Consider the following 24270-nt stretch of genomic DNA (forward strand, 5'->3'; position numbering starts at 1 on the left):
GGTACTCGATGAGCATTGCAGCATTGTTGAACGAAGTCCCTCATCCAGGGGAGTTTATTAGAGATGAATTGGAATCACGTGGATGGGCGCAGCGTGATCTTGCCTATATTCTTGGTGTAAAAGAACAGGCCATTAACCCCATAATGTCCGGCAAAAGAGGGATTAGCCCAGATATGGCCCAGTCGCTTTCCAAGGCGTTTGGAATTTCTGCGGAGTATTTTCTCAATCTTCAAAAGGCTTATGAGCTTTCCACTGCGCGCGCGGCGGACCCTGCAATCGAACGGAGGGCGAAGTTGCAATCCGTGTTTCCGATACGGGAAATGATCAAGCGCAATTGGTTTGAGGAAACTCAAGATGTGTCGCTTCTTGAAGCACAGGTTATGAGGTTTTTTCAGACAAATTCTCTGGATCAAGTTCCCTGCCTCGCACACAACGCGAAGAAAGGTGGGGACTATTCCGAAACCACGCCACTTCAATGGGCATGGTTGTATCGTGTCAATCAGATCGCGGCGGAAGTCGTGGTTCCCGCCTACTCCGAGGCAAAATTGGAAAACGCGCTAAGAGAACTGGAGCGCTTCTTGGTTGAACCGGAAGAAATCCGTCATGTTCCTCGCGTCCTATCGGATGCGGGCATCAGGTTTGTTGTTGTGGAAACTTTACCGAATGCGAACATTGATGGAGTTTGTTTTTGGCTGGACAAAAAGTCCCCTGTTATCGGAATGACCTGTCGTCAAGACAGAATTGATAACTTCTGGTTCGTGTTGCGCCATGAGATTGAACATTTGCTAAACAAGGACGGGCAAGAAGACCAATTATCGTCAGAAATTGTAGACGTTGATATTGATCCTGAGGCGGCAGGCCTGCCGCAATCGGAAATTCTCGCCAACCAAGCAGCGTCTCAATTCTGTGCGGATCAAGGTACGCTGGATTCTTTCATTCTCCGAAAATACCCCTATATGTCAGAACGCGATACGCTTGGTCTTGCGCGGCGGTTACAACGTCACCCGGGTATTGTAGTGGGGCAACTCCAGTACAAAATGGAGCGTCAATACAAGGAAAATAGATACAAATGGTTGGCAAAACACAAAGTCAAAATCAGGCACTTTCTTAACGGCAATGTAATCATGGATGGGTGGGGCGAACCCGCACCTGTGAGCTTGTAAGGAGGGCAAAATGGCCAAGTATAAAGAGCAACTGCAACGGGTCTGGCACAAGTACAAGGCTGAACACGGATCGGTTCCTGCAACGGCGCGAGAAGCGGTGGCTTGGGGGATTTCTCAAGGTATGATCGAAATGCCGGAGGTTGACCCGTTAGATAAGCTAGCGTCGGATATGTCGACTGCTCTTCGTGAAGAGTATGCGACAGACAAAGACGGCAGGAGGTATCGCTTAAATCACGCGGTTCGTGTAACCAAGGGCGGCGTGCAATATACTTTCTGGGCCATCATGAAGGATGCGGCTAGAGAGCACATGCAAAAGGCTTTCATTCAGCGGCGGGGTCAAATTGTTGGCGACTGTGTTCAATTGAACACTGATGTTGAGGCTTATAATGCGATTCATATAGATCAACAGCCAATTCAAATGTTATTCGACTTCCGGGACGACATAGAAGAACGCAAATTTGGTGGAGAAGAGGCGGCTTAGCCTTTTTTCCAGCGAGCCTCCGCAGCAAGCCGTGCAATCTCTTCTCGCTGTTCCGGCGTTAGCGACGCAGCTCTTCTTTCTCCGCCCTTTTTACCGCCTTTACTCTGTGCTGACGTATCGGTCTCGCTCCTTACGTCCTCACCCGTTGCGATGCCCGCAATCATATGCGCAAGCTGGTTAGCGTCTCTGGGTCTTTTAGGTTTATCTGTCATGCTTTAAATATGGCACTGGATGGATAAATATTCAATTGATAGCTTTCAGACGCTAAATTTCAAAGTGACCCACTACCAAATTTCCCGTCCGCTTGACAACTAATACTGCTCTCATGCGACTCGGGGGTTTGAGTGTGGATTGATTTAAACCTGCCATCATTTTCTGGCAGGCTGATCAGGACAGATGTGTCCAGTTCTTTTGTGTTAAAACTCATCATTTTCGTCTCCTCGGGCGAGCGAATAAATTCAGTGCTGCTCGCTGTTGGAGGACTTAATTACACATGAAAGAGGTTTCCGTTAGTCTCAGTATTGACAATAACGGGTCAAATATGACATTATTTCAATATGCCTCGTTCATTTCATTCAAAAAATATCTCTGTCAGCCTGGTGGCGGTGCCGGAAATGTCTGCGGCGATCGTTTACGGAATGCATGAAGTTTTCTCCTGTGTTGGTGGCGCTTGGGAGGCTCTGACTGGCGTAAAAGCTAATTGCGGTCGCATGATCCCAAGAATTGTTGGATCTTCGACAGACCCCATACACACGACATTGGGCGCAACAATTGTTCCTGATCATAGTTTCAAAGAGGCGCATCGTTCGGACGTAGTAATTGTCGGGGACCTGGATGTCCTCTCAGGGTTGGATCCAATTGGTAAATGGGAAGAAGCCGTCTCATGGATTAAGGATCAACACCAAAAGGGCGCCATAATTTGCTCTGTCTGTACCGGGGCCCTGATGTTAGCAGAGGCCGGATTGCTTGATGATCTTGAAGCAACCTCTCACTGGAGCGCTAATGACTATTTTAAGCAGTGCTATCCCAATGTAATGTTAAAGCCAGATCGAATACTCGTTCCGTCGGGCGCTGGACATCAACTTGTCACTTCCGGCGGATCATCCTCATGGCATGAGCTTTCTTTGTATCTAATCGCTAGGTTTTGCGGAGAAGATGAGGCTCGTCACATTGCGAAAGTTTTTCTTTTTGGCGACCGTAGCGACGGTCAATTGCCATTTGCGGCTATGGTGCGCCCGAAACAGCATGAAGACGCCACTATTGCACATAGCCAAACCTGGATTGCGGAAAACTACGAAGAAACAAATCCGGTTGCTAAAATGACCCTTCTGTCTGGTCTGAACGCCCGGACTTTCAAACGGCGTTTCAAATCTGCGACGGGTTATACACCTTTGGAGTATGTGCAGACCTTGCGCATTGAAGAAGCAAAACAAATGTTGGAGACGTCGGATGAGGCGATAGACGATATCGCCGAGTCTGTTGGCTATGACGAACCCAACTCATTTCGCCGACTATTCAAACGAACAACCGGTGTAAGCCCAAACCGGTACCGTCTGCGTTTCAAAGATATATCAACTTTTTAAGCGATTTACTCAGAGCGCACTAAGCATGCCGCCTCGCTCTTGGTGATCTACTTTGCTCGCCAAAAAGCTATATTTTTGGAGGAGGGATGTTGACAGACATAAAAATAAAAAATATCAATATGCGTATCACGTACGAATATTGATATTTTCCTGACACCCAAACACGTTCTGACGCGCGGGCAATCCCGACAGGAATTTCAACAGATGGAGAAAAAAATAAAATGAAAAATCCAATGTCACTTGAAAATCACAACGTAATTGTAACCGGCGCGGGGCAGGGAATTGGGGAGGCCGTTGCCAGACTTGTCGTCGATCTCGGCGGCAAGGCAATTTTGGTCGATCTTCAGGAAGACAAGGTAAATGCCATCGCCAATGATTTGGGAAGCGATAACGCGGAAGTGTACGTCGGTTCGGTTGCAGAACCGGGATTCGTTCAGGATATGGTGGAAAAAGCCGTCGCGCGGAATGGTGCAATTCATGGTCTGGTCAACAATGCCGGTATTGTCCGTGCCGCCATGGCAACAAAAATGCCGATCGAGACATGGCAACAGGTGATCGACGTCAACTTGTCGGGGGTGTTTTATTGTTTGCAAGCCGTGGGTCGGCATATGTATCAACGCGCACAGGATGGCGATACAAGCCCGGCGTCTATCGTCAATATTTCGTCCGATGCCGGCCGCCGTGGTACAATTGGGCAAATTAATTACGGTGCCGCCAAATCGGGGGTTATGGGCCTGACGATGAGCGCCGCGCGTGAATGGTCGGCGAAGCAAATTCGCGTCAACACGATCTGCTTCGGTGTCGTCGAGACCGAGATGACCGAGACAATCCGCTCAGACAAGTTCCGCGATGGCATAATGGCTCAAGTCCCTATGGGGCGCTTTTCAACGCCGGACGAAGTATCTCAACCCGTGTGTTTCCTCCTCTCATCCGCCGCCAGCTATATCACCGGACAGCATTTATCCGTAAATGGCGGATACACGATTGGTGTTTAGCCCAAACTTTGGGATGGGCGACTAGGTTTATGTATCTGCGCTCGCTCCTCATACGGAAAAGAAGAATATGACGGCGGAAAGCCAAAATAGAAATCTTGAGACAACGGCGTCGCGTAGCGGTCCGCAGTCCGTCGGACGCATTCTTTCCATTCTGGAATTTCTCGCCTCTACCGATGCCGGCGCAACATTGTCACAACTGGCTGTGTCGGCATCTGCGCCGAAAACAAGCCTCGTCGGGCTGCTGGCCGGATTAACGGAAGAAGGATGCCTGAGACGGGACGAAAGCGGTCGATATTATCTCGGCCCGCGATTTATCACCCTCGCGATGCGGGCTGTGTCAGGGCGGGAATTTCTGAAACTAGTGCACCCTACTCTTTCGGCTCTTTCAAGCCAAACCGGCGAGACGGCTGTGATCGCCGCACTAAACCCTGAAGGTGACATGGTGACCTATCTTGATAAAGTGGAAAGCACCAATTCCATACGCTATTCCGTTCCCCTTGGTGAAAACCGCGAACTATATTGTACCGTTGGCGGCAAGCTCCTTCTCGCATTTTTCGAGACCGATCAGCTAGAGACTTATCTGCGTTCGCATCATCGCAAGCGCTTTACGGACACTACACTTACCGGCAAGGCCGAGATCATGGCGGAGATTAAAAAAATACGCCGGGAAGGCATTGCCAGAACGTCGGATGAACAGGTTCAGGGCTCAAGCGGGCTAGCCGGACCGATCTATTCAAATACTGGTGACGTCATAGCTGCGATTTCGATCGCGGGACCATCTGAGCGCATGCGCGCAAACGCCGTTCAGAATGAACAGTTTGTCCTCCGGGCGGCGGAAGAATGCACCAAAGTAACTGGCGGCATTGCACTTGAGGCGTCTTTGCCAGGGCCGGGGAGAACTAACTAAAGAAGTAATCATACTTTCGTACCAAAGCAATTAAAAAAATAAAGAGTAAGGACAGGACATGAGCTTCGCGCTTACCGCCGAACAACAGCAAATCAAAGATAGTGTTTCAAGAATATGCAAACCATTCGGAGATGATTATTGGCTGCAAAGAGACACGGATGGAAAATTTCCCGAGGAATTTTGCCAGGCAATTGTCGATGAGGGCTTTATGGGAATTGCCATGCCGGAAAAATACGGCGGCAGCGGATTGGGAATTACCGATGCCGCAGTCATGGCACAGGCTATAACGGAATCCGGCGCCGCCAATGCCGGATTTGCGGCCCTAATAATCGGTATCTTCGGCCTTAATCCCGTCGTGGTTTTCGGCACAGAGGAACAAAAACAAAAATGGCTCCCGCCCATAATAAAACGGGAGGATGTTGCCTGTTTTGCCGTAACAGAACCGAACACCGGCCTCGATACGACAAGACTGAAAACCCGCGCTGTGTGGGATGGTAAGGATTATGTCGTCAAGGGCGAGAAGATCTGGACGTCAACGGCACTTCGCGCGAACAAGATGCTGCTCATCGCCCGAACAAAAAGGGAAGAAGAGACAGAGCGGCCCATAGACGGACTCTCTCTATTTTATACAGATCTCGATCGTGACTATGTCGAAATTCGCCCCATCGACAAGATGGGCCGGAAATGTGTCGACTCCAATCAGTTATTTATCGATGGGCTGCGTATTCCGAAAGATCACCTGGTCGGTGAAGAGGGCAAGGGATTTCGCTATCTTCTACATGGGTTGAATGCAGAAAGAATTCTGATTGCGGCCTCCATGGTCGGCCTTGGGCGCGCGGCACTTTGGAAAGCAAGCAAATATGCCCGTGATCGCGTGGTTTTCGGGCGGCCCATTGGAATGAACCAGTCTATCCAGCATCCATTGGCGGAATCCTGGGCGGAGCTCGAGGCGGCAAACCTCATGGCCTTTCAGGCGGCGAATATGTACGATGCGGGCCAGGAATGCGGCCTGCAGGCCAATGCAGCAAAATATCTCGCAGCGGAAGCCGCCTTCAAATCCTGTACGAACGCTGTCATGACCCATGGCGGTATGGGATATGCCAAGGAATTTCATGTCGAAAGGTACATGCGTGAATGCCTGATACATCGGCTTGCGCCGGTCAGCCCGCAACTAATCCTGAGTTATCTCGCAGAAAATGCCCTGGATCTTCCAAAATCATATTAAAAAGAAATTGAGACCCACAACAAAATAAAAATAGAGGTTAAACCATGAGTCGAACGAGCAAGGCCTATATCGCGGGTATTTATGAACACCCCACCCGCAAGGCCATAGACAAAACAATCCCCCAACTCCACGCCGAGGTTGCTATTGGCGCGTTGAAAGATGCGGGCCTGACAAAAGACGATGTCGATGGATATTTCTGTGATGGCGAGGCACCGGGTTTAGGCGGCATGTCGATGGCCGAATATATGGGTCTGAACATAACCTATACCGATACGACGGAAACCGGCGGCTCCTCCTATGTCGTACATGTCGGTCATGCTGTTGAAGCAATTGCCGCAGGGAAATGCAATGTCGCATTGATCACGCTTGCAGGACGACCCAGGGCGGAAGGGGTTTCATCGCTCGCCGCACGGGCCCGAGGCGATGATTTGCCGGAACGTGGCTTCGAGATTCCCTATGCGCCGGTCATCACTAATATGTACGGCATGGCGGCGATGCGGCACATGTACGAGTATGGAACAACCAGTGAGCAGCTCGCCTGGATCAAAGTCGCTGCCTCTCATCACGCGCAGTATAACGAGCATGCCGTGCTGCGCGACGTTGTGACTGTGGAAGATGTTGTCAATTCTCCGATGATTTCCGACCCACTGCACCGGTTGGACTGCTGCGTTATCAGCGATGGCGGCGGCGCCCTTATTGTTGTCAGCCCGGAAATCGCAAAGTCACTCGGAGATCGCTGCGTCAAGGTTCTGGGCCACGGTGAAGCGGTTAAGCATTTGAACGGTGGCCGGTTTGATCTCACTTACACGGGCGCGGCCAAATCCGGTCCGATTGCCTTTACCGAAGCGAATTTGAAACCAACTGATATTGAATATGCCTCCATATATGACAGTTTCACGATAACGGTTCTGGAAACCATAGAAGACCTCGGCTTCTGTGAAAAAGGCCAAGGCGGGAAATTTGTGTCCGATGGCAATCTGATCTCCGGCGTTGGCAAACTTCCCTTTAATACGGACGGCGGCGGACTGTGCAACAACCATCCAAGCAACCGCGGCGGCATGACGAAAGTTATTGAGGCTGTCAGGCAACTGCGCGGCGAAGCTCATCCTAAAGTCCAGGTCCCGGACTGCAAGCTCGCCCTCGCCCACGGCACAGGAGGCCAGATTTCAGCACGTACAGGAGCAGGAACCGTAATTTTGGGGAGGAACGACGCATGAGCCAGCAAGAACGAACATATAAAGAACCCGGCATCAACATGGAAACCGAGCGCTATTGGGAAGGCACGAAAAACGGCCAGCTGCTGATGAAAAAATGCAACTCCTGCGGCGAGACCCATTTTTATCCTCGCGCAATTTGTCCGGTCTGCTTCAGTTCAGATACCGAATGGTACGAGGCAAGCGGCAAAGGCAAGATATACAGCTATTCAATCATGCGCCGGTCGGAAATACCGTATGTCATGGCTTATGTGACCCTCGATGAAGGGGTCACGATGATGACGAACATTGTTGAAAGCGATTTTGACGATGTGAAAATTGGCAAGGCCGTCGAGGTCACCTTTCGTAAAACCGAGGGCAACCAGTCTTTACCGGTTTTCCGGCTTTGCAAATGAGCCTTGAAGGAGCTTCCCTATGACCAGGCCTCTTGATGGCGTCAGGGTTATCGACCTGTCCAACATGTTGATGGCGCCCTACACAACTCAGATTTTGGGGGATATGGGTGCAGACGTCATTAAGATCGAGGCTCCGGGTGGCGATCCCATCCGGGGAATCGGTCCGTCTCGAAACGCCGGAATGGGCGCTATTTACCTGAATTGTAACCGCAGCAAACGCAGTATTCTTTTGGACCTAAAGCAACCCGAGGGCCTGGCTACGGCGCTTGATCTCCTGAAAGATGCGGATATTCTGGTCTATAATCGCCGACCACAGGTTATGGCGCGCCTCGGCCTTTCATATGAGACAATCGCAAAGGTCAACCCGCGCATAATATATGCGGGCCTGTTCGGGTATGGGCAAGGCGGGCCTTATGAGAAAAAGCCTGCCTTTGATGACCTGATCCAGGGCGCGGTTTCTATTCCCTGGCTCTCCCACATGGCGGATGGCGCAGAGCCGACTTACGCCCCGACAGCGATCGTCGATCGGGGCGTTGGTTTATGGGCAGTCGGGCAAATCAACGCCGCCCTGTATTACCAGTGCCGCACCGGCAAGGGTCAGAAAATTGATCTCCCCATGTTTGAAATGATGGCAAGCTTTGTCCTCGCGGATCACATGGCGGGACACACATTCGATCCGGCTATTGGCGCAATCGGTTATGCCAGGATGTTAAACCCTGATCGACGCCCCTACAGGACAAAAGACAGCTATGTCTGCGTAATGGTCTATACGGACCGGCACTGGCGATCCTTCTATCAGGCCCTTGGACGCGAAGCCGAACTTGATGCCGATCCGCGCTTTAAAAGCATGACCACACGGACCGAGAACATCAAACAGATTTATGCGGAACTATCCGCCTTGATGCTGACCCGTACAACGGCCGAATGGTTAAAACTCTTCGATGATGCCGACATTCCGGCGATGCCATTGCACACGCCTGACACATTGCTGGAAGATCCGCATTTGAAGGCAACGAATTTCTTTAAAACAATCGATCATCCGAGCGAAGGTAAGTTGGTGGATATGGCGGTTCCAAGTCAATGGTCGGAAACCCAGCCGTCTCCAACCCGGCCCGCACCAAGGCTGGGAGAGCATAGCGCTGAGGTGTTGGCCGAAATAGGTTACAGCGAAGAGAAGATCGCATCCTTACTGGAAAAGAATGTCATCGCACTCCCAAAAAAATAACTAACATATAAACTACAGGAGAAAGTCAAAGTTATGTCAGGTCTTTATTATGAAGAATTCAAACCCGGAATGGAATTTGACCATCCGCTGAGAAGAACTGTAACGGAAATGGATAATGTCATGTTCTGCGCTATGACCCATAATCCACAACCGCTTCATCTGGATGAGGAATACAGCAAGGATACAATGTATGGCCAGCGGATTGTCAACAGCCTGTTTACCCTCGGCCTTGTTATTGGCGTAACTGTCGCCGACACCACACTGGGGACAACGCTTGGAAATCTCGGCATGACGGATATCCGGTTTAAAAATCCGGTTTTTCATGGCGACACCATTCGCGTGGTTACCCGCATAAAGGAAATGCGAGAGAGCGCCTCCCGGCCAACGACAGGCCTCGTCGTTTTTGAACATATTGGCCTCAACCAGCGCGATGAAGAGATTGCCTATGTGGTGCGGACCGGTCTCATGAAAAAGAAGCCGTCATGATAATCCGTTCATGGCTATTCGTGCCGGGAGATAACGAACGAAAACTCAGCAAGGGCCTTGATAACCCTGCGGACGCCCTCATTCTCGATCTTGAGGATTCAGTTGCCGACAACCGACAGGAAATTGCCAGAGAGATGGTATGCGAGTATTTGAAGGTCAATCAGGATCGCTCCCGGCAGCAGCTTTGGGTGCGCATAAATCCGCTTGATAATCCTCTATCTCTGCCTGATCTGACGGCTGTCATGCCGGGCAAGCCCGATGGCATCGTTCTGCCGAAAGTATATTCGGCGAAAGAGGTAAATACGCTCGATAAATATCTATCGGTGTTAGAGGTTCGCGAAGGTATTGAGCAGGGCTCTACGAAAATACACTGCGTTGCCACAGAAACAGCCGCATCTCTTCTGACGTTCCATACCTATCTTGATAATATCAGCGACCGATTGATTGCGATGACCTGGGGCGGCGAGGATCTTGCCGCCGCACTCGGCGCCAGCACTAACCGCAATCCGGTAACGGGAGACTATGACAATCCTTTCCTGCTCGCAAGATCCCTTTGCCTGGCAACCGCACGCGCTATTGATGTCCAGCCGGTCGGGGTTGTTTTCGTTGATTACCGTGCGCTTGATGCGCTGAAGGAAGATTGCCTGCGCGACCGGCAATCAGGTTTCATTGGCAAAATTGCCATCCACCCGGCACAATCCGAAATCATCAACGAGGCCTTCACACCATCGGCGGAAGAAATTGACCGTGCTCAGAAGGTTATCGATGTCTTTGAGCAGAATCCGGGGCTCGGTACTGTAGGCCTTGATGGGAAGATGCTTGATATGCCGCATTTGAAACAGGCACGCAATGTCATGGCGCTCGCGGAGCAGGTGAAAGCAAGAATCTGAAAATTGAGGCAACCTCTGAGTTTAAAACAAGTTGCCTCAACCCCTACTCGGCGGTATTACCTTGCCATATCTCGGGGGAGCCATTCCGCCTTATCTGCGCCAAGGGCCGGTGACGGCCAGGACCATCCGGGAGTACTTTCCGAAAAGCGGATGACAGGACCCAAGTGGCGAACCTGACCGTAGGTTGTCTCACTGTCCATCTGCAATGATCTCGCTTCCTCATCCGGAATACCCATTCCCTCACTTGGATAATCGATCCGCCCTTGATCCTGCAGGAACATCGCCGATCGGCATAGCGATACCCTGACGTGATAGCTGCCTCCCTCGACCGCCCGACGGGCCAGCGCCAGCAACGTGCCGTAAGCGCCAAGATAGCCGGTGCTGTAATCACAGAAATAGACCGGCAGCAGTTCGGGCGGATTGCCGACTTCTTGGCTGATCCCGGTCACGGTCTGGGCAATCTGTTCCCACCCTCCCCGATTACTTAACGGCCCACCCGATCCATAACAGTTGATCGACGTATAGACGAGACCCGGGCGTTCCCTCGCCAATTCCTCCGGACCAAACCCGCGTGCCTCAAGAACGCCGGGGCGATAGCCTTGCGAGAAGACGTCGGCTCCGCGCACCAGATCTTTCAGTCTGGCGGCTGCTTCCGATGTGTTGAGGTCAAGGAAACAGCTTCGCTTGCCGTGGGAGAGTTCAAGAACGAATTTCTTGATTTGGGGCACATGAGGTGCACTCACCATCAGGACATCTGCCCCGTGCTCGGCCATCGTGCGGGCCGCGACAGGACCGGCGAGTATGCGTGTGAGATCGAGAACCCGCACCCCCTGAAGCGCCGGACCACCCTCTGGAAACGGCTCAGGCGCGCTATCTCCGATCTTTTCTATCTCAACCACAGCCTGCGCCGCAAGCGCTCGGCCATGCGGATGGTTGCGCCACTCTTCCTCCGTGCGGGCGATACCGCCGCACGCATTGGCGGCAGCAATAGTTTGATCCAAATCCTCAGCGTCCCATTTTGCAACCGCTTTAGCGATGCTTTCCTGTGTTTGCTCGCAGTCAAGAATCTCCAGTACTCGCTCTTTCAACTGCTTCATTCCGAAATGCGGCATGAACCAGCGTCCGTCCTTTGTCGGATAGGCTCGGATCGTATCATAGGCCATCTGGGCCAGCGGAGAGTCTCCATATACCTTGTAGGCTCCGTCCGGTTGCCGAAGCATCAGGTGGGCAACGCTATTCAAGGCAGCCGCCGCATGACGGACATCAACGGAAACATCCTGAGGTCGGCCGGTTTTCATCTCCCAGATATCGGAAATCGCCACACCCGTCGCAGCCAGCACTGCTGCCCCCGTTTCCGCGATCTTGAACCGGGAGGAATATACCGGATCACTCCCGGTTATCTTCACCGTCGGCATGTCGGCACGATTTCGAATTTCAAGCAATTCCTGAAAAGCGGTATTCATCTTTCTGTTCCCCAGATATTTTTATTTTACAAAAGATGCCGCCACAACAACCCAACGACCGGCAAAATTCATATATTGACGAAAGCCGGTATGCCTTAAACTTATTGAAAACGACACTCTCGAATTTGTATTTTTTAGTGTTTTTCGCACAATGGCAAGCATTGCCGCATAATTGACCATCCGGCAACGCCTAATTTCATTGCAAAGGCAACTTAAACAACAGCCCTTCGCGTCTTTAATCTCTCCTTATCCACTGTTGCGTAAGCCAGCGGCTATCCCGTTGATGGCGATATGGATACCGCGTAACAGCCTTGGATTATCAGCATTGCTGCGACTTAGTTTCAGAAGTTCCACTTGAATATGGTTTAACGGATCCAGATAGGCATAACGGTTATGGATTGACCGATCCAGCAAAGGATTTTCCTGCAATAGCTGATCGTGATCGGCAATGCTGAGAAGAGCATCAATTGAACTCTGCCACTCGGCCTTTATCCGTCCGAAGATGGCCTCTCTTAACTTAACGTCCGGCACGAGGTCCGCATATCTTGAGGCTATCGCAATGTTGCTTTTCGCCAGCACCATGTCCATGTTCGACAATTGCGTATGAAAAAAAGGCCAATTTACATACATATCCCTCAAGATAGTCAGGCCCTTATCTGGATGCGTCTCAAGCCAGTTCTTGACGGATGTTCCAAACCCGTACCAGCCCGGTAGCATCAACCGGCATTGTGCCCAGCTGAACACCCAGGGAATTGCCCTCAGATCCTGCACCCGACGCGTTTTTTTGCGCGACGCCGGACGCGAGCCAATATTCAGGGTGGCAATTTCATTGATAACCGTCGAGTCCCAGAAGTAATCTTCGAAACCCTCCGTCTCATAGACCAGATTTCGATAGGCCTTGAAAGCCTCTTCCGACAAGGCGTCCATCGTTTCAATGTAATGCGGCGGAATGGGCTTCCGGTCGTCGCCAAGTAGCGACGCCTCAAACGTCGCCGCCGCCAGGCTTTCGAGATTACGGCGACCGAGCTCCGGCTTCGAATATTTGAAGGAGATGGTCTCTCCCTGTTCCGTAACCCGGATCTGCCCCTGCACCGCTCCCTTTGGCTGAGCGAGAACGGCCTCATAGCTCGGCCCCCCGCCGCGCCCGACTGTCCCCCCCCTGCCATGAAACAGGCGCAATCCAACGCCGTGTCGCTCGAAGAGCTCAATAAGGGCCGTTTCTGCTTTATAAAGTTCCCATCCCGATGTGACGAACCCACCATCCTTGTTACTGTCGGAATAGCCCAGCATCACTTCCTGTACGCCGCCGCGCGTATCGACTAATCGTCGATATTCCGGAATCGAAAGCAACTCATCCATAATCCCAATGCAGTTGCGTAGGTCCTCAATCGTTTCAAACAGGGGAACTATGTTGATCTTGCTTTGACCTTCGGGAGAGACAAGCCCGACTTGTTTGAGAAGCACCGCGAGTTCCAGAAGGTCCGAGACGCTTTGCGTATTCGAGATAATAGCCGTCATTATGGCATCTTCGCCATATTGTTGGTGCGCCATAGTCACCAGCTTCAGGATTTCTATCTCGGACGACGTTTCGTCCGAATAGGTCCAGTAGGGCCTGAGCAAAGGCCGGCCAGAACGTAATTCGGAGGTGAGAAGCGCCACCCGCTCCGCTTCCGCCAAATTTTCATACTGGATATCCTGATCGACCGCACTCAACAGCTCGGCGATTGAGCGAGCATGCACATCCGAGTTCTGCCGCAAATCCAACGTCGCCAAATGAAAACCGAAACAACGGACAGCCCGCCGTAGCCGCTTGAGTCTACCCTCGGCAATCAATTGCGATTCATGTTCCATGAGCGAGGCATGTATGACATCGAGATCGGCCAGATATTCATCCGCATTTGCATAGGCGTGCGCAAGCCCGAGTGGTGGACGTGCAGGTGCAGCCGATCCAAATTCTGTCAGAGTTGCGACAAGTCGCGCATAAATACCCGATATCGCCCGCCGATAGGGTTCCCCTTGCCGGTGCGGCGAATGATCAGGCGATTTGTCGGCAAGCGCCAGTAAGTCTGGTGACATTTCAACGATATTCGTTGAAATCGACAATTCGCTTCCAAGCTGATGCGTTTCCTCGAGATAGAAATTAAGCGCATATGCATTCTGCCGCCGAAGCGTCTGGCGAAGCACATCCGCCGTTACAAACGGATTCCCGTCCCGATCACCGCCAACCCAGCTGCCCATCCGTAAAAACGAAGGAATTTCAACAGGTTTCGGGTTCAGCTCTTGCTGCTCTAACTCCTCTTCCAGGTCGGCATAAAATCTTGGAAGTTCGGCGAAAAAAGTCTGGTCATAGTAAGACAAGCCATTTTGTATTTCGTCCGAAATCTGTAATTTTGTCCGGCGCAGAATATCGGTTTGCCAGATCGTCAGAACCTCCCTGCGAAGGGCTTTGTCGATCAGGTCAGTTTCCTTATTTGTCCAATCGACGCGCTCCCGTTTTTCCAGCAATTCTGCGATCGACATTTCCCGCCGCATTGTGCTCTTGCGCCGGACTTCCGTCGGATGCGCCGTCAGGACAGGACTGACTAGAGCTGTTTTAAAGAAATGGTCGAGCTGCTCTGCCGTCACGCCTTCATGCTTTGCCTTTGTCAACGCGTGGGACATGGTCCCCGGGCGCGGGAGTGAGCCAGCGATTTCATGAAAACGGTTTCGCCGGAGATGGTGCTGATCTTCGGCGATATTCGCAAGCTGAAGAAAATAACTATAAGCACGGAGGACCAAAACCGCCTGCTCCGTCGAAAGCTTATTGAGGATGCTCTCAAGTTCTTCGCGGTCTGCAACGGAATTACCCTGCTGAAACTGTATGGACGAACGCCGGATGGCCTCAACCAGACCAAAAATGGCCTCTCCTTCCTGCTCCAGAATTGTATCGCCAAGCAGGCGCCCTAACAACCGGATATCATCCTGTAAAGGCGCGTCTTTTTCTGCCACTTGTTCTTCGGCGTCAGTTTTCATTGGTCCTACAATCAGTCCTTCTTTTCAATACTTGACCATAGCTTGGTTACAGCTGAGTAAGGCCATGCTTTTCCAAAAGCTCCACCAATAACCTCCCGGCATTTTCACGGTGAATTCGGTGAAGTCTGCGCGCTTCGTCCGGCTGTTTTTTCAAAATCGCGTCAACGACGTTGGCATGGTCTTCGTTCGACTGCAGAGGCGGAGGCCTAAAACTGAGCGTGAGCATACGTACTCTGTGAGATTGATCGATAAATCGATCTACAAGCTCTATCAATCGTTTATTACCGCTCATGGCAACCAGTTGACGATGAAAAGATTCGTCGGCGTCGGCCCAACCTTGTAAATCCTGCGCCTTCAGCGCCTTGTCCATCTTCTCAACACTGTCCCGCAACTTTTGGATTTCAGCATCATCATGGTCCAGCGACGCGGCCTGCCATGCGGCGGTAGATTCCAGGCCCGTCAGCAAGGCATAAATTTCCCGCATGTCAGACACGGAAATCGGCTTCACTTTCATTCCATGACGAGGACGGATTTCCACCAGCCCTTCTGCTTCCAGTTTCATCATGGCTTCACGCGCAGGCGTTCTGCTTATATCAAGCAACTCTGCGATTTCACCCTCCATCAACTGGTGTCCAGCCGGAAGTTCGTTTTCCAGAATCAGGCGTTTAAGTTCCGCATAGGCTTGCTCTGCAATAGATATCTTGGGCGACTTGCTTGTACCTTTCATTTCTTTCACAGCCACAATCGTTACCACTCCCAACTATCTATTATCTGTCTCACCGGATCTCGCAATAGTAACCCGAAGGTTGCTCATCGCAGAGTTATTTTGACAGCTTTTTCATTTGAAACATAAGATGCTTCTGCAATTTCCACATTTGCAAGATATTCTTTAGCTGTGTTCATCAGCTCTTTTCCATAAAGAAGATGATCGACCACATGCCGCTGCAATGAATACACGCAATCTCCTCCAAAATCACGGTCAATCCAATCGTAGGAAATCACCTTGAACTCATTCTGGCTATGCTCCCGCCAGCGCAACCCGCCATTTCCGTCCAGAGTCAGAGTGCCCCTTTCTCCTTCTATCCGCATCTCGCCCATGGTCAGTCGACGGTTATCCGCACAATGGTCACTCAGGCGATTGCCATCAAACAGGCCTTTGGCGCCGTTTAGAAAATCGAAAAGAAGAAATCCGGCATCCTCTCCTTTGATGACCGGATTCACTCTGCGCAGATCGGCGTAGACAGCTCCGATTTCCCCAAATAAATATCGGAACACATCTATCAGATGAACCGCTGTTTCATGCACCAAAAAGCGTTCCATTTCCTGAAAATACGGCTGTCGATCCATATAGGCGGCTGTTCCCTGGCCATCTCCGGGCCGCAATGCGAATGAAATCTCATAAAGCTGTCCGAACCATCCCTCATCCAGTATTTCCCTGATCTTTCGATACCAGGGCTGGAAACGGAAATTCTCATGCACAATAACTTTACCGCCCTTGTCCTCAATAATGGCAACAAGTTTTCGTGCGTCGGAGACAGAAGACGTAAACGGTTTCTGGCATATGGCAGGAATACCAAGCTCTACGGCCGTTGTCACATAATCCACATGGGTCACCGGCGGCGTTATGATATCGACCAGATCCGGTTTCTCCATTTCCAGCATCTGCCGAAAGTCCGTATAGACAGTGTTGATGCGATATTGGTCAGCCAGCTCCTCCGCTGTAGATCGCGTGCGATTACATATCCCGACGAGGTGTACTTCCGGAATTCGATCCCAGGCGGAATATTGAAATCGACTGAAGTACCCCGTTCCGACGGCAGCAACTTTAATTTTATCCATGGCGTCGCGGCCCCTCAAAATTCCAGTGAACCGGCGCGTACCCTTTAACCGGTGACTCGAACGTATAGATACAATCATCGAGCAGGCATCCCAAATATCCTGTCGACAAATCTGGACCCCCAAAGGCCAGACTTGAAATATTTTTAAGTTTTTGGCTTCGGGCAATGTCAAGATGCGGTCGCCCCATCTGCCCGGTCTGAAAGGCCTCTTCCACCCAGTCAAGATGCTCGTGATGACAATCTTCCAGAAAGACCTCACTCTTGCCATCAGGCGCAATACGGATAACACGGTTGCTCACAATAGACGTGATCCAGATCCCACCTATTTCATCGAATGTCATGCCGTCCGGATAAGTTCCATGACCAAATTCCATAACAACGGTCTTGTTGAACAGATCACCATTTTCGGCAATATCAAAGCTGACCAATTGACGGGCAAAGGTTTCATTTACAAACAATCTGGTACCGTCAGGATGTACCAGGCATTCATTTGTGTAACCAAGGTGATCTGCAACTATGCGCGCCAGACCATCGTCAATCAACACAACAAAGCCGTCCCTCACCGACCGGCTATATCCCAATGACCGCGGGATATGGCGGGTACTGACAGTCACCCATATTCTGCCTTTTTGGTCCAAATGCACGTAATTGCTGGGTGGTAGAGAAACACCGTCAACCTCAGTACAAAATGCTGTTGTATGCCCGTCTTCGGCTATATGATAAATCCCTCCGTCCGTATCGCCAAGATGAGCAATCAGGAAGCCCCGGTCGGGCATCAGACAAATCCCGTTGGGGCGGATGTCAAGACCCGGTTCATCTGAAAGCAGGCACCAGCTTGATCCATCTCTTTCTGTGACGGCAACACCGCCGCGCCAATCGGCCGTATAAATCCGGCCATTTGCGGTGGTCAGTACGCATTCCGGGCGGTTCAATCCACTGCCGACACGTCCTATTTCATTTAAGCTAATCATGACGTTCTTCTTATCTGAAAAGATGGACCAATGTCATGGAAATTGCCGGGAAATACGTCACCAGCAGCAGCGCCGTCAATGCGGCCAGATAAAGCGGCGCCATCGCACGGGCGATTGTAAGAACCCCTACATTGGCAATTCGGGACGCAACATACAAAGTTGCCCCGACCGGCGGTGTGAACAAGCCAACAGCAACATTACATGTCATGATAACCCCCAGATGAACGGGATCAACGCCGAAAGTCATTGCTGTGGGAATAAAGAGCGGTGCCGTCAACAGGATCGCCGGAACGGGATCCAGAACGAGCCCGAGGATGAGCATCACCAAATTCACCAATAGCAAGAAGGTGATCTGATCCGAAGAGACACTCTGGACAAACCCAACAAGAATCTGGGGAAGCTGCTCCAGGGTAATCAACCATCCCAGCACACTGGTCGCCCCGATCACCACCATGACAATCGCGCTTGTCACGAATGAATCGACAAACAGCGCGGGAAGCTGGCTCAGCTTAAAATCGCGATATATGATCACAGTAACAAAGAAGCCGTACACCACGGCAACCGCTGCCGCCTCAGTTGGCGTTACAATTCCGCCAAATATACCACCCAGTATAAGGACGGGCATAAAGAGCGCGGGCGCCGACGCGACAAACGCATTCCATAGTTCTTTAGGAGTTGATGTCGCGCCGCCGGGATCGCATTTCGTCTTTTTACCGACGTAATAACAGACGGCCATGAAGAGGAAACCGAAGATAAGGCCGGGCACGACCCCGGCAAGGAACAGATCGGCGACAGAGACATTGCCGACAAATCCATAGATCAACATGGGAATAGAGGGAGGAATAATGATACCAATGGTTCCCGCCGCGGCGACCAGACCACCGGCAAATCCCTTCGAATAGCCCTGCTTTGCCATATTGGGGATCATGACCGATCCGATTGCCGCCGAGTCGGCGATGGCTGAGCCGGAGATACCACCAAACAACATAGAGGCACCAACGACCACGCAGCCCAGCCCGCCGGGAAGAAACCCGAACGCGGCTTTTGCAAAATTGATGATACGCTGACCCACACCTCCGCGTCCCATCAGTTCGCCGGCAACAATAAACAGGGGAATTGCGATAAAGTGATTGGGCTCCACGCCCCCAATCAGGTTCAGGTAAACGGCTTGCAGGGGATACCCTAAATCAAACACGAATATGGGAAGAATTGCCGTTATCAATATTGCCCAGACAAGCGGGACACCGATCATTATGGTGAAGAGAAATACGGCGCAGATAAAAAGCAAAATCATTCGAAATCCTTCCATGCCGGATCATCAGATTTCCGGAAAGGATCTCCGGGTGGGTTGAAACCATCCCGAACGTCAAAAATCGTGTTCGCCAGATGAAAGATGAATGTCAGGGCCATGCCGACAGGAAGGGAGGCATATAAAAGTCCGACAGGCCAGTACAGAACGGTCGTTTTCTGTGCCCATGTGTGTTGAGAAATCTGAAAGCCCTGAAATATTAGCGAAATCAACAAAACGGCAATCGTAATGCTTATAATGAACTCCAGAACCGGTTTCAGCCTGTCTGGAACAAGATAGGAGACGACTTCGGTTACGCGCATATGTGCGCCTCGGGCCGCCGCTGCTGCACATCCTAAAAACGTCAACCAGAGCAATAAAAACGCGGTTACTTCCAGAGACCAGGCAAGATCGAAGCCCGCGGCTCCCCGCAGCACCGCATTGGCGAAGATTAATGTCAGGACACAGAAGCCCCCACACACCAGAAACAGATCAATCAAGCGGCTTAACATTTTTATGAAAGCGGGATAGCGATTGCGGTAGTCCATCGACTTGCACTCCCCTTTAATGACGATGAAATGAGGCAGGCCCGCAGTTTAAGGCGGGCCTGTTTGATTTCATTCGTGCTTATTTAGCTGGGAGCCTTTTGCGAATATCGGCCGCATCCGCCAAAACTTTTGCGACGTCTTCACCATAGATGCCTTTCGCTTTTTCATAGACAGAGGCAACAGCGTCTCTGAACGGTCCAATTTCAGGCGTGCTTATTTTCGCCCCGGCAGCCTTCATTTCATCAAGCTGGCTGTTGACGGAATCCCTGACAAGATTGCGGCTGAAAGTGGCGGCCTCGTCGGCAGCTTTTTTTACGGCAGCCTTGTCAGGATCCGAAAAGGACTGCCATGTATTTTCAGAAATGGTCAGAGGAAGTGGGCTGTAAACGTGACGCGTCAATGTAATATACGGAGCAACTTCATAGAACCGCAAAGACTTAATGGTATCAACCGGATTTTCCTGGCCATCCACAACGCCCTGCTGAATAGACAGGTAAACATCGGTAATCGGCATTACGACTGTCTGAAACCCAATCGCTTCCATGGTCCAGCGGATCATGTCATTCGGATAAACACGCATTTTGCGCCCTTTTGCATCCGCGGGTGATTTCAACTCCATGCGAGTCGTGAAGCTTCTGAAACCTGCTTCCCATGTAGACAAAACACGAAAACCCTTTGAGGGGAGCTTGGAGAATTCGTTCTTGAGCCACTCCGAATTATCGTAAAATTCCCAACCCTGCTCGTATGTGTCAACAAGAAACGGCATGGCTGTAAGGTTCAGGCTGGGCAGATGCGTTGCATAACTTCCTGTGGCTGACACCGTGAAATCGACACCGCCCAGCTGGAGCTGCTCAATGGCTTTGGGATCATTTGCCAGCTGCCCGGCAGGGTAAATCCGGATTTTGTACCGGCCTTCCGTATATTCCTCCACTTTCTTTGCAAATACCTCTGCGGCGGCCTGGCGCGACCCGCCAGGGTTATCCGTATGGCTGAAACGCAGTACTTTTTCGGCAGACGCGTTGTTGGAAAACAACAGGGCGCCAGACAACGCCGTTACAGCTACCAACGCCCCTGTTGTGAATCTACTGACATTTTTTAACATAATATATCTCCCTTGTTACGGTGATTTTTTACCGTCGTTTATCAAAACAGCCAGGCCAGAGAACCTGCCGTGCTCCAGTTTCATCAGTACAGTATATTCGGTAATAAATATGTCAATGTATTTTTTTATGTATACATTGACATATTTGATAATACCATATTAAATACATGCGTCGGGTCATTAGGATCCCTACTGTTTGAACCAAATAAGTCGTAAAAAAAACAAAATGTTAGTCAGGGTGATTGATGCGGGATAATTCCACCATCACAGGAAATGAGATTTTCAAAAGACGTAACCTTGTTGGTTGGCTGTGATAAGCTCCATCAACTATTTCTCAACCCACCAAATCGCATAACTTGCGAACTCGTCCGTTAAGTGAATCATTGCAGGATTATCAATTATGGCCATTCCGTCTTTTCAAATCGCAACCATCAAGGGGGATGGGATCGGGATAGATGTTACGGACGCAACTTTAGCCGTAATTGATGCAGCCCAAAGCCGAGTAGGCGGTTTTTCTCTTCGCTATCGGCAAATTCTGGCAGGTGCCGGCTACTACCAAGAGACAGGACTTGATATTGAGGCTGAAGGAGAGGAAATGGCTGGTGCGGCGGACGCAATATTTCTGGGCGCAATCGGCCTCCCATCCGTTCGATATGAGAATGGTACGGAAATCTCCCCTCACCTGCGCTTGCGGGATCGCTTTCAACTCTATGCTGGCATTCGCCCGATAAAGGCCTACCCAAATATCCCGCAAAAATTATCGGATGACCGAGCCGCGGCAATCGACATGATTATCCTCAGGGAGTCGACCGAAGGGCTTTTTTATTCGGCAGCCGTTCACGACAGATGTCCCGTGGAAACCGATGATGAAGTGCAAGACACACTTAGAATTACGCGCAAGACGACCGAAAAATTACATGATTTTGCCTTTAACATGGCCCGAAAACGTAAGGAAAAAGGATCCAGAGGCATTGTCACATGCGTCGATAAAGCCAATGTTTTCAAATCTATGGCCTTTTTTCGAAAAATCTTTGACGAAAGGAGCCGCGCATTTCCCGATATTGAAAAGGGATATAACTATGTCGATGCGCAAGCGCTGGACCTAATCAGAAAACCTTGGGATTTTGATATCCTGGTGATGGAGAACATGTTTGGAGATATTTTGTCAGATCTCGCCGGCGGCCTTGTCGGGGGGATGGGAATGGCAGCCTGCGGAGAAATTGGAGACAATCATGGTCTTTTCCAACCGGCGCACGGAACAGCACCCGATATTATGGGCCTGGATAAAGCCAACCCGCTGGCGGCCATTCTCAGCGGTTCATTAATGCTGGATTATCTTGCGGATAAAGCGGGAAGCCAAGCCTTGTCGGATGCGGCAGATGTCATTACCGACGCCATACATTCGGGATTTTTTCAAAATACCATACGGCCGGCTGAATTTGGCGGTGACATGGGAACGAGGGCGGTAACCCAGGAAATCATTCGTCAAATAAACTCCTGAGAGACCGAGGACAAATCAATGACTATCGTACTTGGATGTATTGCAGATGATCTGACGGGGGCAACTGACCTTGCCATGATCCTGATGCGCGAAGGGATGAAGACGGTTCAGATTATCGGGGTACCGGACGAAACAACGCCGAAACCTGACGCCGATGCAATTGTGATTGCACTCAAATCGAGAACCATTCCCGCCGCGGAAGCGGTTCAACAATCTCTGGCCGCATGCGAGTGGTTGCTGAACGGCGGAGCAAAACAGATTTTCTTCAAATACTGTTCAACATTTGATTCAACAGATGACGGGAATATCGGTCCGGTTGCCGACGCGTTGATGGATTATCTTGACTGCCCCTATACCATCGCCTGCCCTTCGTTTCCCGAAAATGGAAGGACAGTTTATAAGGGTCATTTATTTGTTAATGATACATTGTTGTCGGAGTCTTCACTCAGAAATCACCCGCTTACACCCATGACTGACTCCAACCTCAATCGGGTATTGTCCCGACAGAGCGACAACCATATTTCGAATATTTACTTTGAAAGCGTCGATCTCGGAAATAAGGAAATCCGGAAAATATTTGATCAACACAATCCGGACAACACAACCATTTTCGTTATGGACGGCTTGAACAACGACCATTTGAAATCCATCGGCTCAGCCTGCAAGGATCTGAAACTGATCACGGGAGGATCCGCTGTCGCCATGGGACTGCCGGACAACTTTCGGGAAAAAGGACTTCTGGGCTCCCCCAACCTGAATAGTCCTTTCGATGCGCCGAAAGGACGAACCGTCATCTTGTCCGGGAGTTGCTCGGAGGCGACGTTAGAGCAAATAGACTATGCCAAGTCCCGGATGCCGACCTTGAAGATCAATCCTCAGGATATACTCGACGATAAACCGGTCCTCCGTCAAACATTGGAATGGGTGAGCAAGAATACGCGGGAAGACGGGCCGATCCTGATCTACACCTCTGCATCTCCGACAGAAGTTATAGCACTTCAAGATGAGAAAAATCGGGTTGCGGTCGGTACTCTCATTGAGGGTACTCTGGGTCAATTAGCCTCTGCCCTTCAGGCCTCCGGCTTCACCCGGTTTATTGTTGCTGGCGGAGAGACGTCCGGCGCGGTAATCCATGCTCTCGCGATACAGGTCCTTGAGATAGGTCCGCAAATTGACCCCGGCGTCCCTTGGACACTGAGCCGCTCAGGGCAGCCAATGGCACTCGCTCTCAAATCCGGCAACTTCGGCGCCCGGGATTTCTTTCTTAAAGCATCAGTGCAAATTAATTCCATGGAAATAATACGGTCATGAACGATCTTGACGCTCGACGGGAGTTAATAAAGACGGTTCGGCAAATGAATGCGCTGGGCATAAATCAGGGTACGTCAGGAAATGCATCTATCCGCGAAGGGAACGGGTATCTGATTACGCCATCCGGCATGGCCTACGACGACATGACCCCGGAAGATATTGTTTTCAAAAAGTTCGCAGGCGACTATGAGTGTCCCAACGGGCTCCGCAAACCCTCAAGCGAATGGCGGTTTCATGAGGATATCCTCAAAACCCGGCGGGACGTCAATGCCGTTGTTCATACACATGGCAAGGCCGTTATGACTGTTGCCTGTCTTAATCGCGATCTGCCTGCCTTTCATTATATGATCGGCGTTGCGGGGGGAGATTCAGTCCGCTGTGCTTCTTATCGGACCTTTGCAACACAGGAGTTGTCGGATGTCACGCTAATTGCCCTTGAGGACCGAAAAGCCTGCTTGCTGGCAAATCATGGACAAATCGCCCTGGGTGGCACGCTAAAGCAGGCACTTTCTATGGCACAGGAAGTGGAAACATTGTGCGACGTTTTTTGTCGGACATTAGCTGTGGGGGGGCCAACTATCCTGACTAAAAAGCAGATGGATGAGGCGATCAGTAAGTTTAGAAAGGGCTACGGCACTGGCAAGTCTTTTCTACCCAACCCGGAGCAATAAA

At 50.9% G+C, this 24270-nt stretch carries 23 protein-coding genes; 14 read left to right on the forward strand and 9 right to left on the reverse strand.

The window, feature by feature from the left end; genetic code table 11:
- The first annotated feature begins 8 nt into the window (after positions 1 to 8).
- Together AACZ19_RS03090 and AACZ19_RS03095 are read left to right on the forward strand one after the other, a co-directional pair.
- Complete coding sequence (locus tag AACZ19_RS03090; RefSeq protein WP_339631023.1) at positions 9 to 1163, forward strand: HigA family addiction module antitoxin; 1155 nt, start codon at positions 9 to 11, stop codon at positions 1161 to 1163.
- Between the two features lie 10 nt (positions 1164 to 1173).
- Positions 1174 to 1644, forward strand: a complete 471-nt coding sequence (locus AACZ19_RS03095) for a hypothetical protein (RefSeq protein WP_339631025.1) — start codon at positions 1174 to 1176, stop codon at positions 1642 to 1644.
- Here the strand turns inward: AACZ19_RS03095 and AACZ19_RS03100 are convergent.
- Positions 1641 to 1856 carry a hypothetical protein gene (locus tag AACZ19_RS03100; protein ID WP_339631027.1) on the reverse strand — a complete coding sequence of 72 codons (216 nt, stop codon included), beginning with the start codon at positions 1854 to 1856 and terminating at the stop codon, positions 1641 to 1643. The genes AACZ19_RS03095 and AACZ19_RS03100 overlap by 4 nt on opposite strands.
- Positions 1857 to 2201: 345 nt before the next feature.
- Between AACZ19_RS03100 and AACZ19_RS03105 the strand changes: the two genes are divergently transcribed.
- The 9 genes from AACZ19_RS03105 to AACZ19_RS03145 all read left to right on the forward strand — a co-directional run bounded on the left by AACZ19_RS03105 (position 2202) and on the right by AACZ19_RS03145 (position 10564).
- Positions 2202 to 3227 carry a helix-turn-helix domain-containing protein gene (locus tag AACZ19_RS03105; protein WP_339631028.1) on the forward strand — a complete coding sequence of 342 codons (1026 nt, stop codon included), beginning with the start codon at positions 2202 to 2204 and terminating at the stop codon, positions 3225 to 3227.
- Positions 3228 to 3448: 221 nt separating this feature from the next.
- Positions 3449 to 4222 carry an SDR family oxidoreductase gene (locus AACZ19_RS03110; RefSeq protein WP_339631029.1) on the forward strand — a complete coding sequence of 258 codons (774 nt, stop codon included), beginning with the start codon at positions 3449 to 3451 and terminating at the stop codon, positions 4220 to 4222.
- Positions 4223 to 4289: 67 nt separating this feature from the next.
- A complete protein-coding gene (locus AACZ19_RS03115) occupies positions 4290 to 5129 on the forward strand; it encodes an IclR family transcriptional regulator (protein WP_339631031.1) in 840 nt (279 codons plus the stop codon).
- Positions 5130 to 5187: 58 nt separating this feature from the next.
- Entirely contained in the window at positions 5188 to 6354 is a 1167-nt protein-coding gene (locus tag AACZ19_RS03120; protein ID WP_339631033.1) for an acyl-CoA dehydrogenase family protein, read from the forward strand.
- Positions 6355 to 6398: 44 nt separating this feature from the next.
- Positions 6399 to 7571, forward strand: coding sequence for a thiolase domain-containing protein (locus AACZ19_RS03125; RefSeq protein ID WP_339631035.1), 1173 nt, complete (start codon positions 6399 to 6401; stop codon positions 7569 to 7571).
- Positions 7568 to 7963 carry a Zn-ribbon domain-containing OB-fold protein gene (locus AACZ19_RS03130; protein WP_339631037.1) on the forward strand — a complete coding sequence of 132 codons (396 nt, stop codon included), beginning with the start codon at positions 7568 to 7570 and terminating at the stop codon, positions 7961 to 7963. Before AACZ19_RS03125 ends, AACZ19_RS03130 begins: the two co-directional genes overlap by 4 nt.
- A gap of 19 nt (positions 7964 to 7982) precedes the next feature.
- The gene (locus tag AACZ19_RS03135) at positions 7983 to 9188 is read left to right on the forward strand and encodes a CoA transferase (protein WP_339631038.1); all 1206 of its coding nucleotides are present in this window, start codon (positions 7983 to 7985) and stop codon (positions 9186 to 9188) included.
- A 33-nt stretch (positions 9189 to 9221) separates the two neighbouring features.
- Positions 9222 to 9674 (forward strand): MaoC family dehydratase, encoded by a 453-nt coding sequence (locus AACZ19_RS03140; protein WP_339631039.1) that lies wholly within the window; start codon positions 9222 to 9224, stop codon positions 9672 to 9674.
- Positions 9671 to 10564: a CoA ester lyase gene (locus AACZ19_RS03145; protein WP_339631041.1), complete on the forward strand. Its 894-nt coding sequence runs from the start codon at positions 9671 to 9673 to the stop codon at positions 10562 to 10564. The genes AACZ19_RS03140 and AACZ19_RS03145 overlap by 4 nt, the downstream gene beginning before the upstream one ends.
- Before the next feature lie 56 nt (positions 10565 to 10620).
- Here the strand turns inward: AACZ19_RS03145 and AACZ19_RS03150 are convergent, their stop codons facing one another.
- The 8 genes from AACZ19_RS03150 to AACZ19_RS03185 all read right to left on the reverse strand — a co-directional run bounded on the left by AACZ19_RS03150 (position 10621) and on the right by AACZ19_RS03185 (position 20786).
- Positions 10621 to 12027, reverse strand: a complete 1407-nt coding sequence (locus AACZ19_RS03150) for a CoA transferase (protein ID WP_339631043.1) — start codon at positions 12025 to 12027, stop codon at positions 10621 to 10623.
- 246 nt (positions 12028 to 12273) lie between these two features.
- Positions 12274 to 15039: a phosphoenolpyruvate carboxylase gene (ppc, locus tag AACZ19_RS03155; protein ID WP_339631045.1), complete on the reverse strand. Its 2766-nt coding sequence runs from the start codon at positions 15037 to 15039 to the stop codon at positions 12274 to 12276.
- Positions 15040 to 15085: 46 nt separating this feature from the next.
- Entirely contained in the window at positions 15086 to 15781 is a 696-nt protein-coding gene (locus AACZ19_RS03160) for a GntR family transcriptional regulator (RefSeq protein WP_339631047.1), read from the reverse strand.
- Between the two features lie 68 nt (positions 15782 to 15849).
- The gene (locus AACZ19_RS03165) at positions 15850 to 16878 is read right to left on the reverse strand and encodes a Gfo/Idh/MocA family oxidoreductase (RefSeq protein ID WP_339631049.1); all 1029 of its coding nucleotides are present in this window, start codon (positions 16876 to 16878) and stop codon (positions 15850 to 15852) included.
- Complete coding sequence (locus tag AACZ19_RS03170) at positions 16871 to 17848, reverse strand: SMP-30/gluconolactonase/LRE family protein (RefSeq protein WP_339631051.1); 978 nt, start codon at positions 17846 to 17848, stop codon at positions 16871 to 16873. Before AACZ19_RS03170 ends, AACZ19_RS03165 begins: the two co-directional genes overlap by 8 nt.
- A gap of 10 nt (positions 17849 to 17858) precedes the next feature.
- Complete coding sequence (locus tag AACZ19_RS03175; RefSeq protein WP_339631053.1) at positions 17859 to 19142, reverse strand: TRAP transporter large permease; 1284 nt, start codon at positions 19140 to 19142, stop codon at positions 17859 to 17861.
- Positions 19139 to 19684 carry a TRAP transporter small permease gene (locus AACZ19_RS03180; RefSeq protein ID WP_339631055.1) on the reverse strand — a complete coding sequence of 182 codons (546 nt, stop codon included), beginning with the start codon at positions 19682 to 19684 and terminating at the stop codon, positions 19139 to 19141. The genes AACZ19_RS03175 and AACZ19_RS03180 overlap by 4 nt, the downstream gene beginning before the upstream one ends.
- A 79-nt stretch (positions 19685 to 19763) precedes the next feature.
- A complete protein-coding gene (locus AACZ19_RS03185) occupies positions 19764 to 20786 on the reverse strand; it encodes a TRAP transporter substrate-binding protein (protein ID WP_339631057.1) in 1023 nt (340 codons plus the stop codon).
- A gap of 400 nt (positions 20787 to 21186) precedes the next feature.
- On the opposite strand from AACZ19_RS03185, the gene AACZ19_RS03190 reads away from it, so the two are divergent.
- From AACZ19_RS03190 to AACZ19_RS03200, 3 genes are read left to right on the forward strand one after another with little or no spacing between them, the layout of a single operon-like run.
- The gene (locus AACZ19_RS03190; RefSeq protein ID WP_339631059.1) at positions 21187 to 22287 is read left to right on the forward strand and encodes an isocitrate/isopropylmalate family dehydrogenase; all 1101 of its coding nucleotides are present in this window, start codon (positions 21187 to 21189) and stop codon (positions 22285 to 22287) included.
- 18 nt (positions 22288 to 22305) lie between these two features.
- Positions 22306 to 23598, forward strand: coding sequence for a 3-oxo-tetronate kinase (gene otnK, locus AACZ19_RS03195; RefSeq protein ID WP_339631061.1), 1293 nt, complete (start codon positions 22306 to 22308; stop codon positions 23596 to 23598).
- Positions 23595 to 24269 carry a class II aldolase/adducin family protein gene (locus tag AACZ19_RS03200; protein ID WP_339631063.1) on the forward strand — a complete coding sequence of 225 codons (675 nt, stop codon included), beginning with the start codon at positions 23595 to 23597 and terminating at the stop codon, positions 24267 to 24269. The genes otnK and AACZ19_RS03200 overlap by 4 nt, the downstream gene beginning before the upstream one ends.
- Position 24270: the final 1 nt, after the last annotated feature.

It is taken from the genome of uncultured Sneathiella sp., assembly GCF_963973085.1.
Taxonomy (GTDB): Bacteria; Pseudomonadota; Alphaproteobacteria; order Sneathiellales; family Sneathiellaceae; genus Sneathiella.

What these genes read in the sequence shown, in the direction of transcription:
- AACZ19_RS03165 (WP_339631049.1), bottom strand. Translation starts at nt 16,878, where the DNA reads ATGGATAAAATTAAAGTTGCTGCCGTCGGAACGGGGTACTTCAGTCGA.
- AACZ19_RS03100 (WP_339631027.1), bottom strand. Translation starts at nt 1,856, where the DNA reads ATGACAGATAAACCTAAAAGACCCAGAGACGCTAACCAGCTTGCGCAT.
- AACZ19_RS03135 (WP_339631038.1), top strand. Translation starts at nt 7,983, where the DNA reads ATGACCAGGCCTCTTGATGGCGTCAGGGTTATCGACCTGTCCAACATG.
- AACZ19_RS03170 (WP_339631051.1), bottom strand. Translation starts at nt 17,848, where the DNA reads ATGATTAGCTTAAATGAAATAGGACGTGTCGGCAGTGGATTGAACCGC.
- AACZ19_RS03140 (WP_339631039.1), top strand. Translation starts at nt 9,222, where the DNA reads ATGTCAGGTCTTTATTATGAAGAATTCAAACCCGGAATGGAATTTGAC.
- AACZ19_RS03190 (WP_339631059.1), top strand. Translation starts at nt 21,187, where the DNA reads ATGGCCATTCCGTCTTTTCAAATCGCAACCATCAAGGGGGATGGGATC.
- AACZ19_RS03090 (WP_339631023.1), top strand. Translation starts at nt 9, where the DNA reads ATGAGCATTGCAGCATTGTTGAACGAAGTCCCTCATCCAGGGGAGTTT.
- AACZ19_RS03125 (WP_339631035.1), top strand. Translation starts at nt 6,399, where the DNA reads ATGAGTCGAACGAGCAAGGCCTATATCGCGGGTATTTATGAACACCCC.
- AACZ19_RS03115 (WP_339631031.1), top strand. Translation starts at nt 4,290, where the DNA reads ATGACGGCGGAAAGCCAAAATAGAAATCTTGAGACAACGGCGTCGCGT.
- AACZ19_RS03145 (WP_339631041.1), top strand. Translation starts at nt 9,671, where the DNA reads ATGATAATCCGTTCATGGCTATTCGTGCCGGGAGATAACGAACGAAAA.
- AACZ19_RS03200 (WP_339631063.1), top strand. Translation starts at nt 23,595, where the DNA reads ATGAACGATCTTGACGCTCGACGGGAGTTAATAAAGACGGTTCGGCAA.
- AACZ19_RS03110 (WP_339631029.1), top strand. Translation starts at nt 3,449, where the DNA reads ATGAAAAATCCAATGTCACTTGAAAATCACAACGTAATTGTAACCGGC.
- AACZ19_RS03185 (WP_339631057.1), bottom strand. Translation starts at nt 20,786, where the DNA reads ATGTTAAAAAATGTCAGTAGATTCACAACAGGGGCGTTGGTAGCTGTA.
- AACZ19_RS03180 (WP_339631055.1), bottom strand. Translation starts at nt 19,684, where the DNA reads ATGGACTACCGCAATCGCTATCCCGCTTTCATAAAAATGTTAAGCCGC.
- AACZ19_RS03175 (WP_339631053.1), bottom strand. Translation starts at nt 19,142, where the DNA reads ATGATTTTGCTTTTTATCTGCGCCGTATTTCTCTTCACCATAATGATC.
- AACZ19_RS03095 (WP_339631025.1), top strand. Translation starts at nt 1,174, where the DNA reads ATGGCCAAGTATAAAGAGCAACTGCAACGGGTCTGGCACAAGTACAAG.
- AACZ19_RS03120 (WP_339631033.1), top strand. Translation starts at nt 5,188, where the DNA reads ATGAGCTTCGCGCTTACCGCCGAACAACAGCAAATCAAAGATAGTGTT.
- AACZ19_RS03130 (WP_339631037.1), top strand. Translation starts at nt 7,568, where the DNA reads ATGAGCCAGCAAGAACGAACATATAAAGAACCCGGCATCAACATGGAA.
- AACZ19_RS03150 (WP_339631043.1), bottom strand. Translation starts at nt 12,027, where the DNA reads ATGAATACCGCTTTTCAGGAATTGCTTGAAATTCGAAATCGTGCCGAC.
- otnK (WP_339631061.1), top strand. Translation starts at nt 22,306, where the DNA reads ATGACTATCGTACTTGGATGTATTGCAGATGATCTGACGGGGGCAACT.
- ppc (WP_339631045.1), bottom strand. Translation starts at nt 15,039, where the DNA reads ATGAAAACTGACGCCGAAGAACAAGTGGCAGAAAAAGACGCGCCTTTA.
- AACZ19_RS03105 (WP_339631028.1), top strand. Translation starts at nt 2,202, where the DNA reads ATGCCTCGTTCATTTCATTCAAAAAATATCTCTGTCAGCCTGGTGGCG.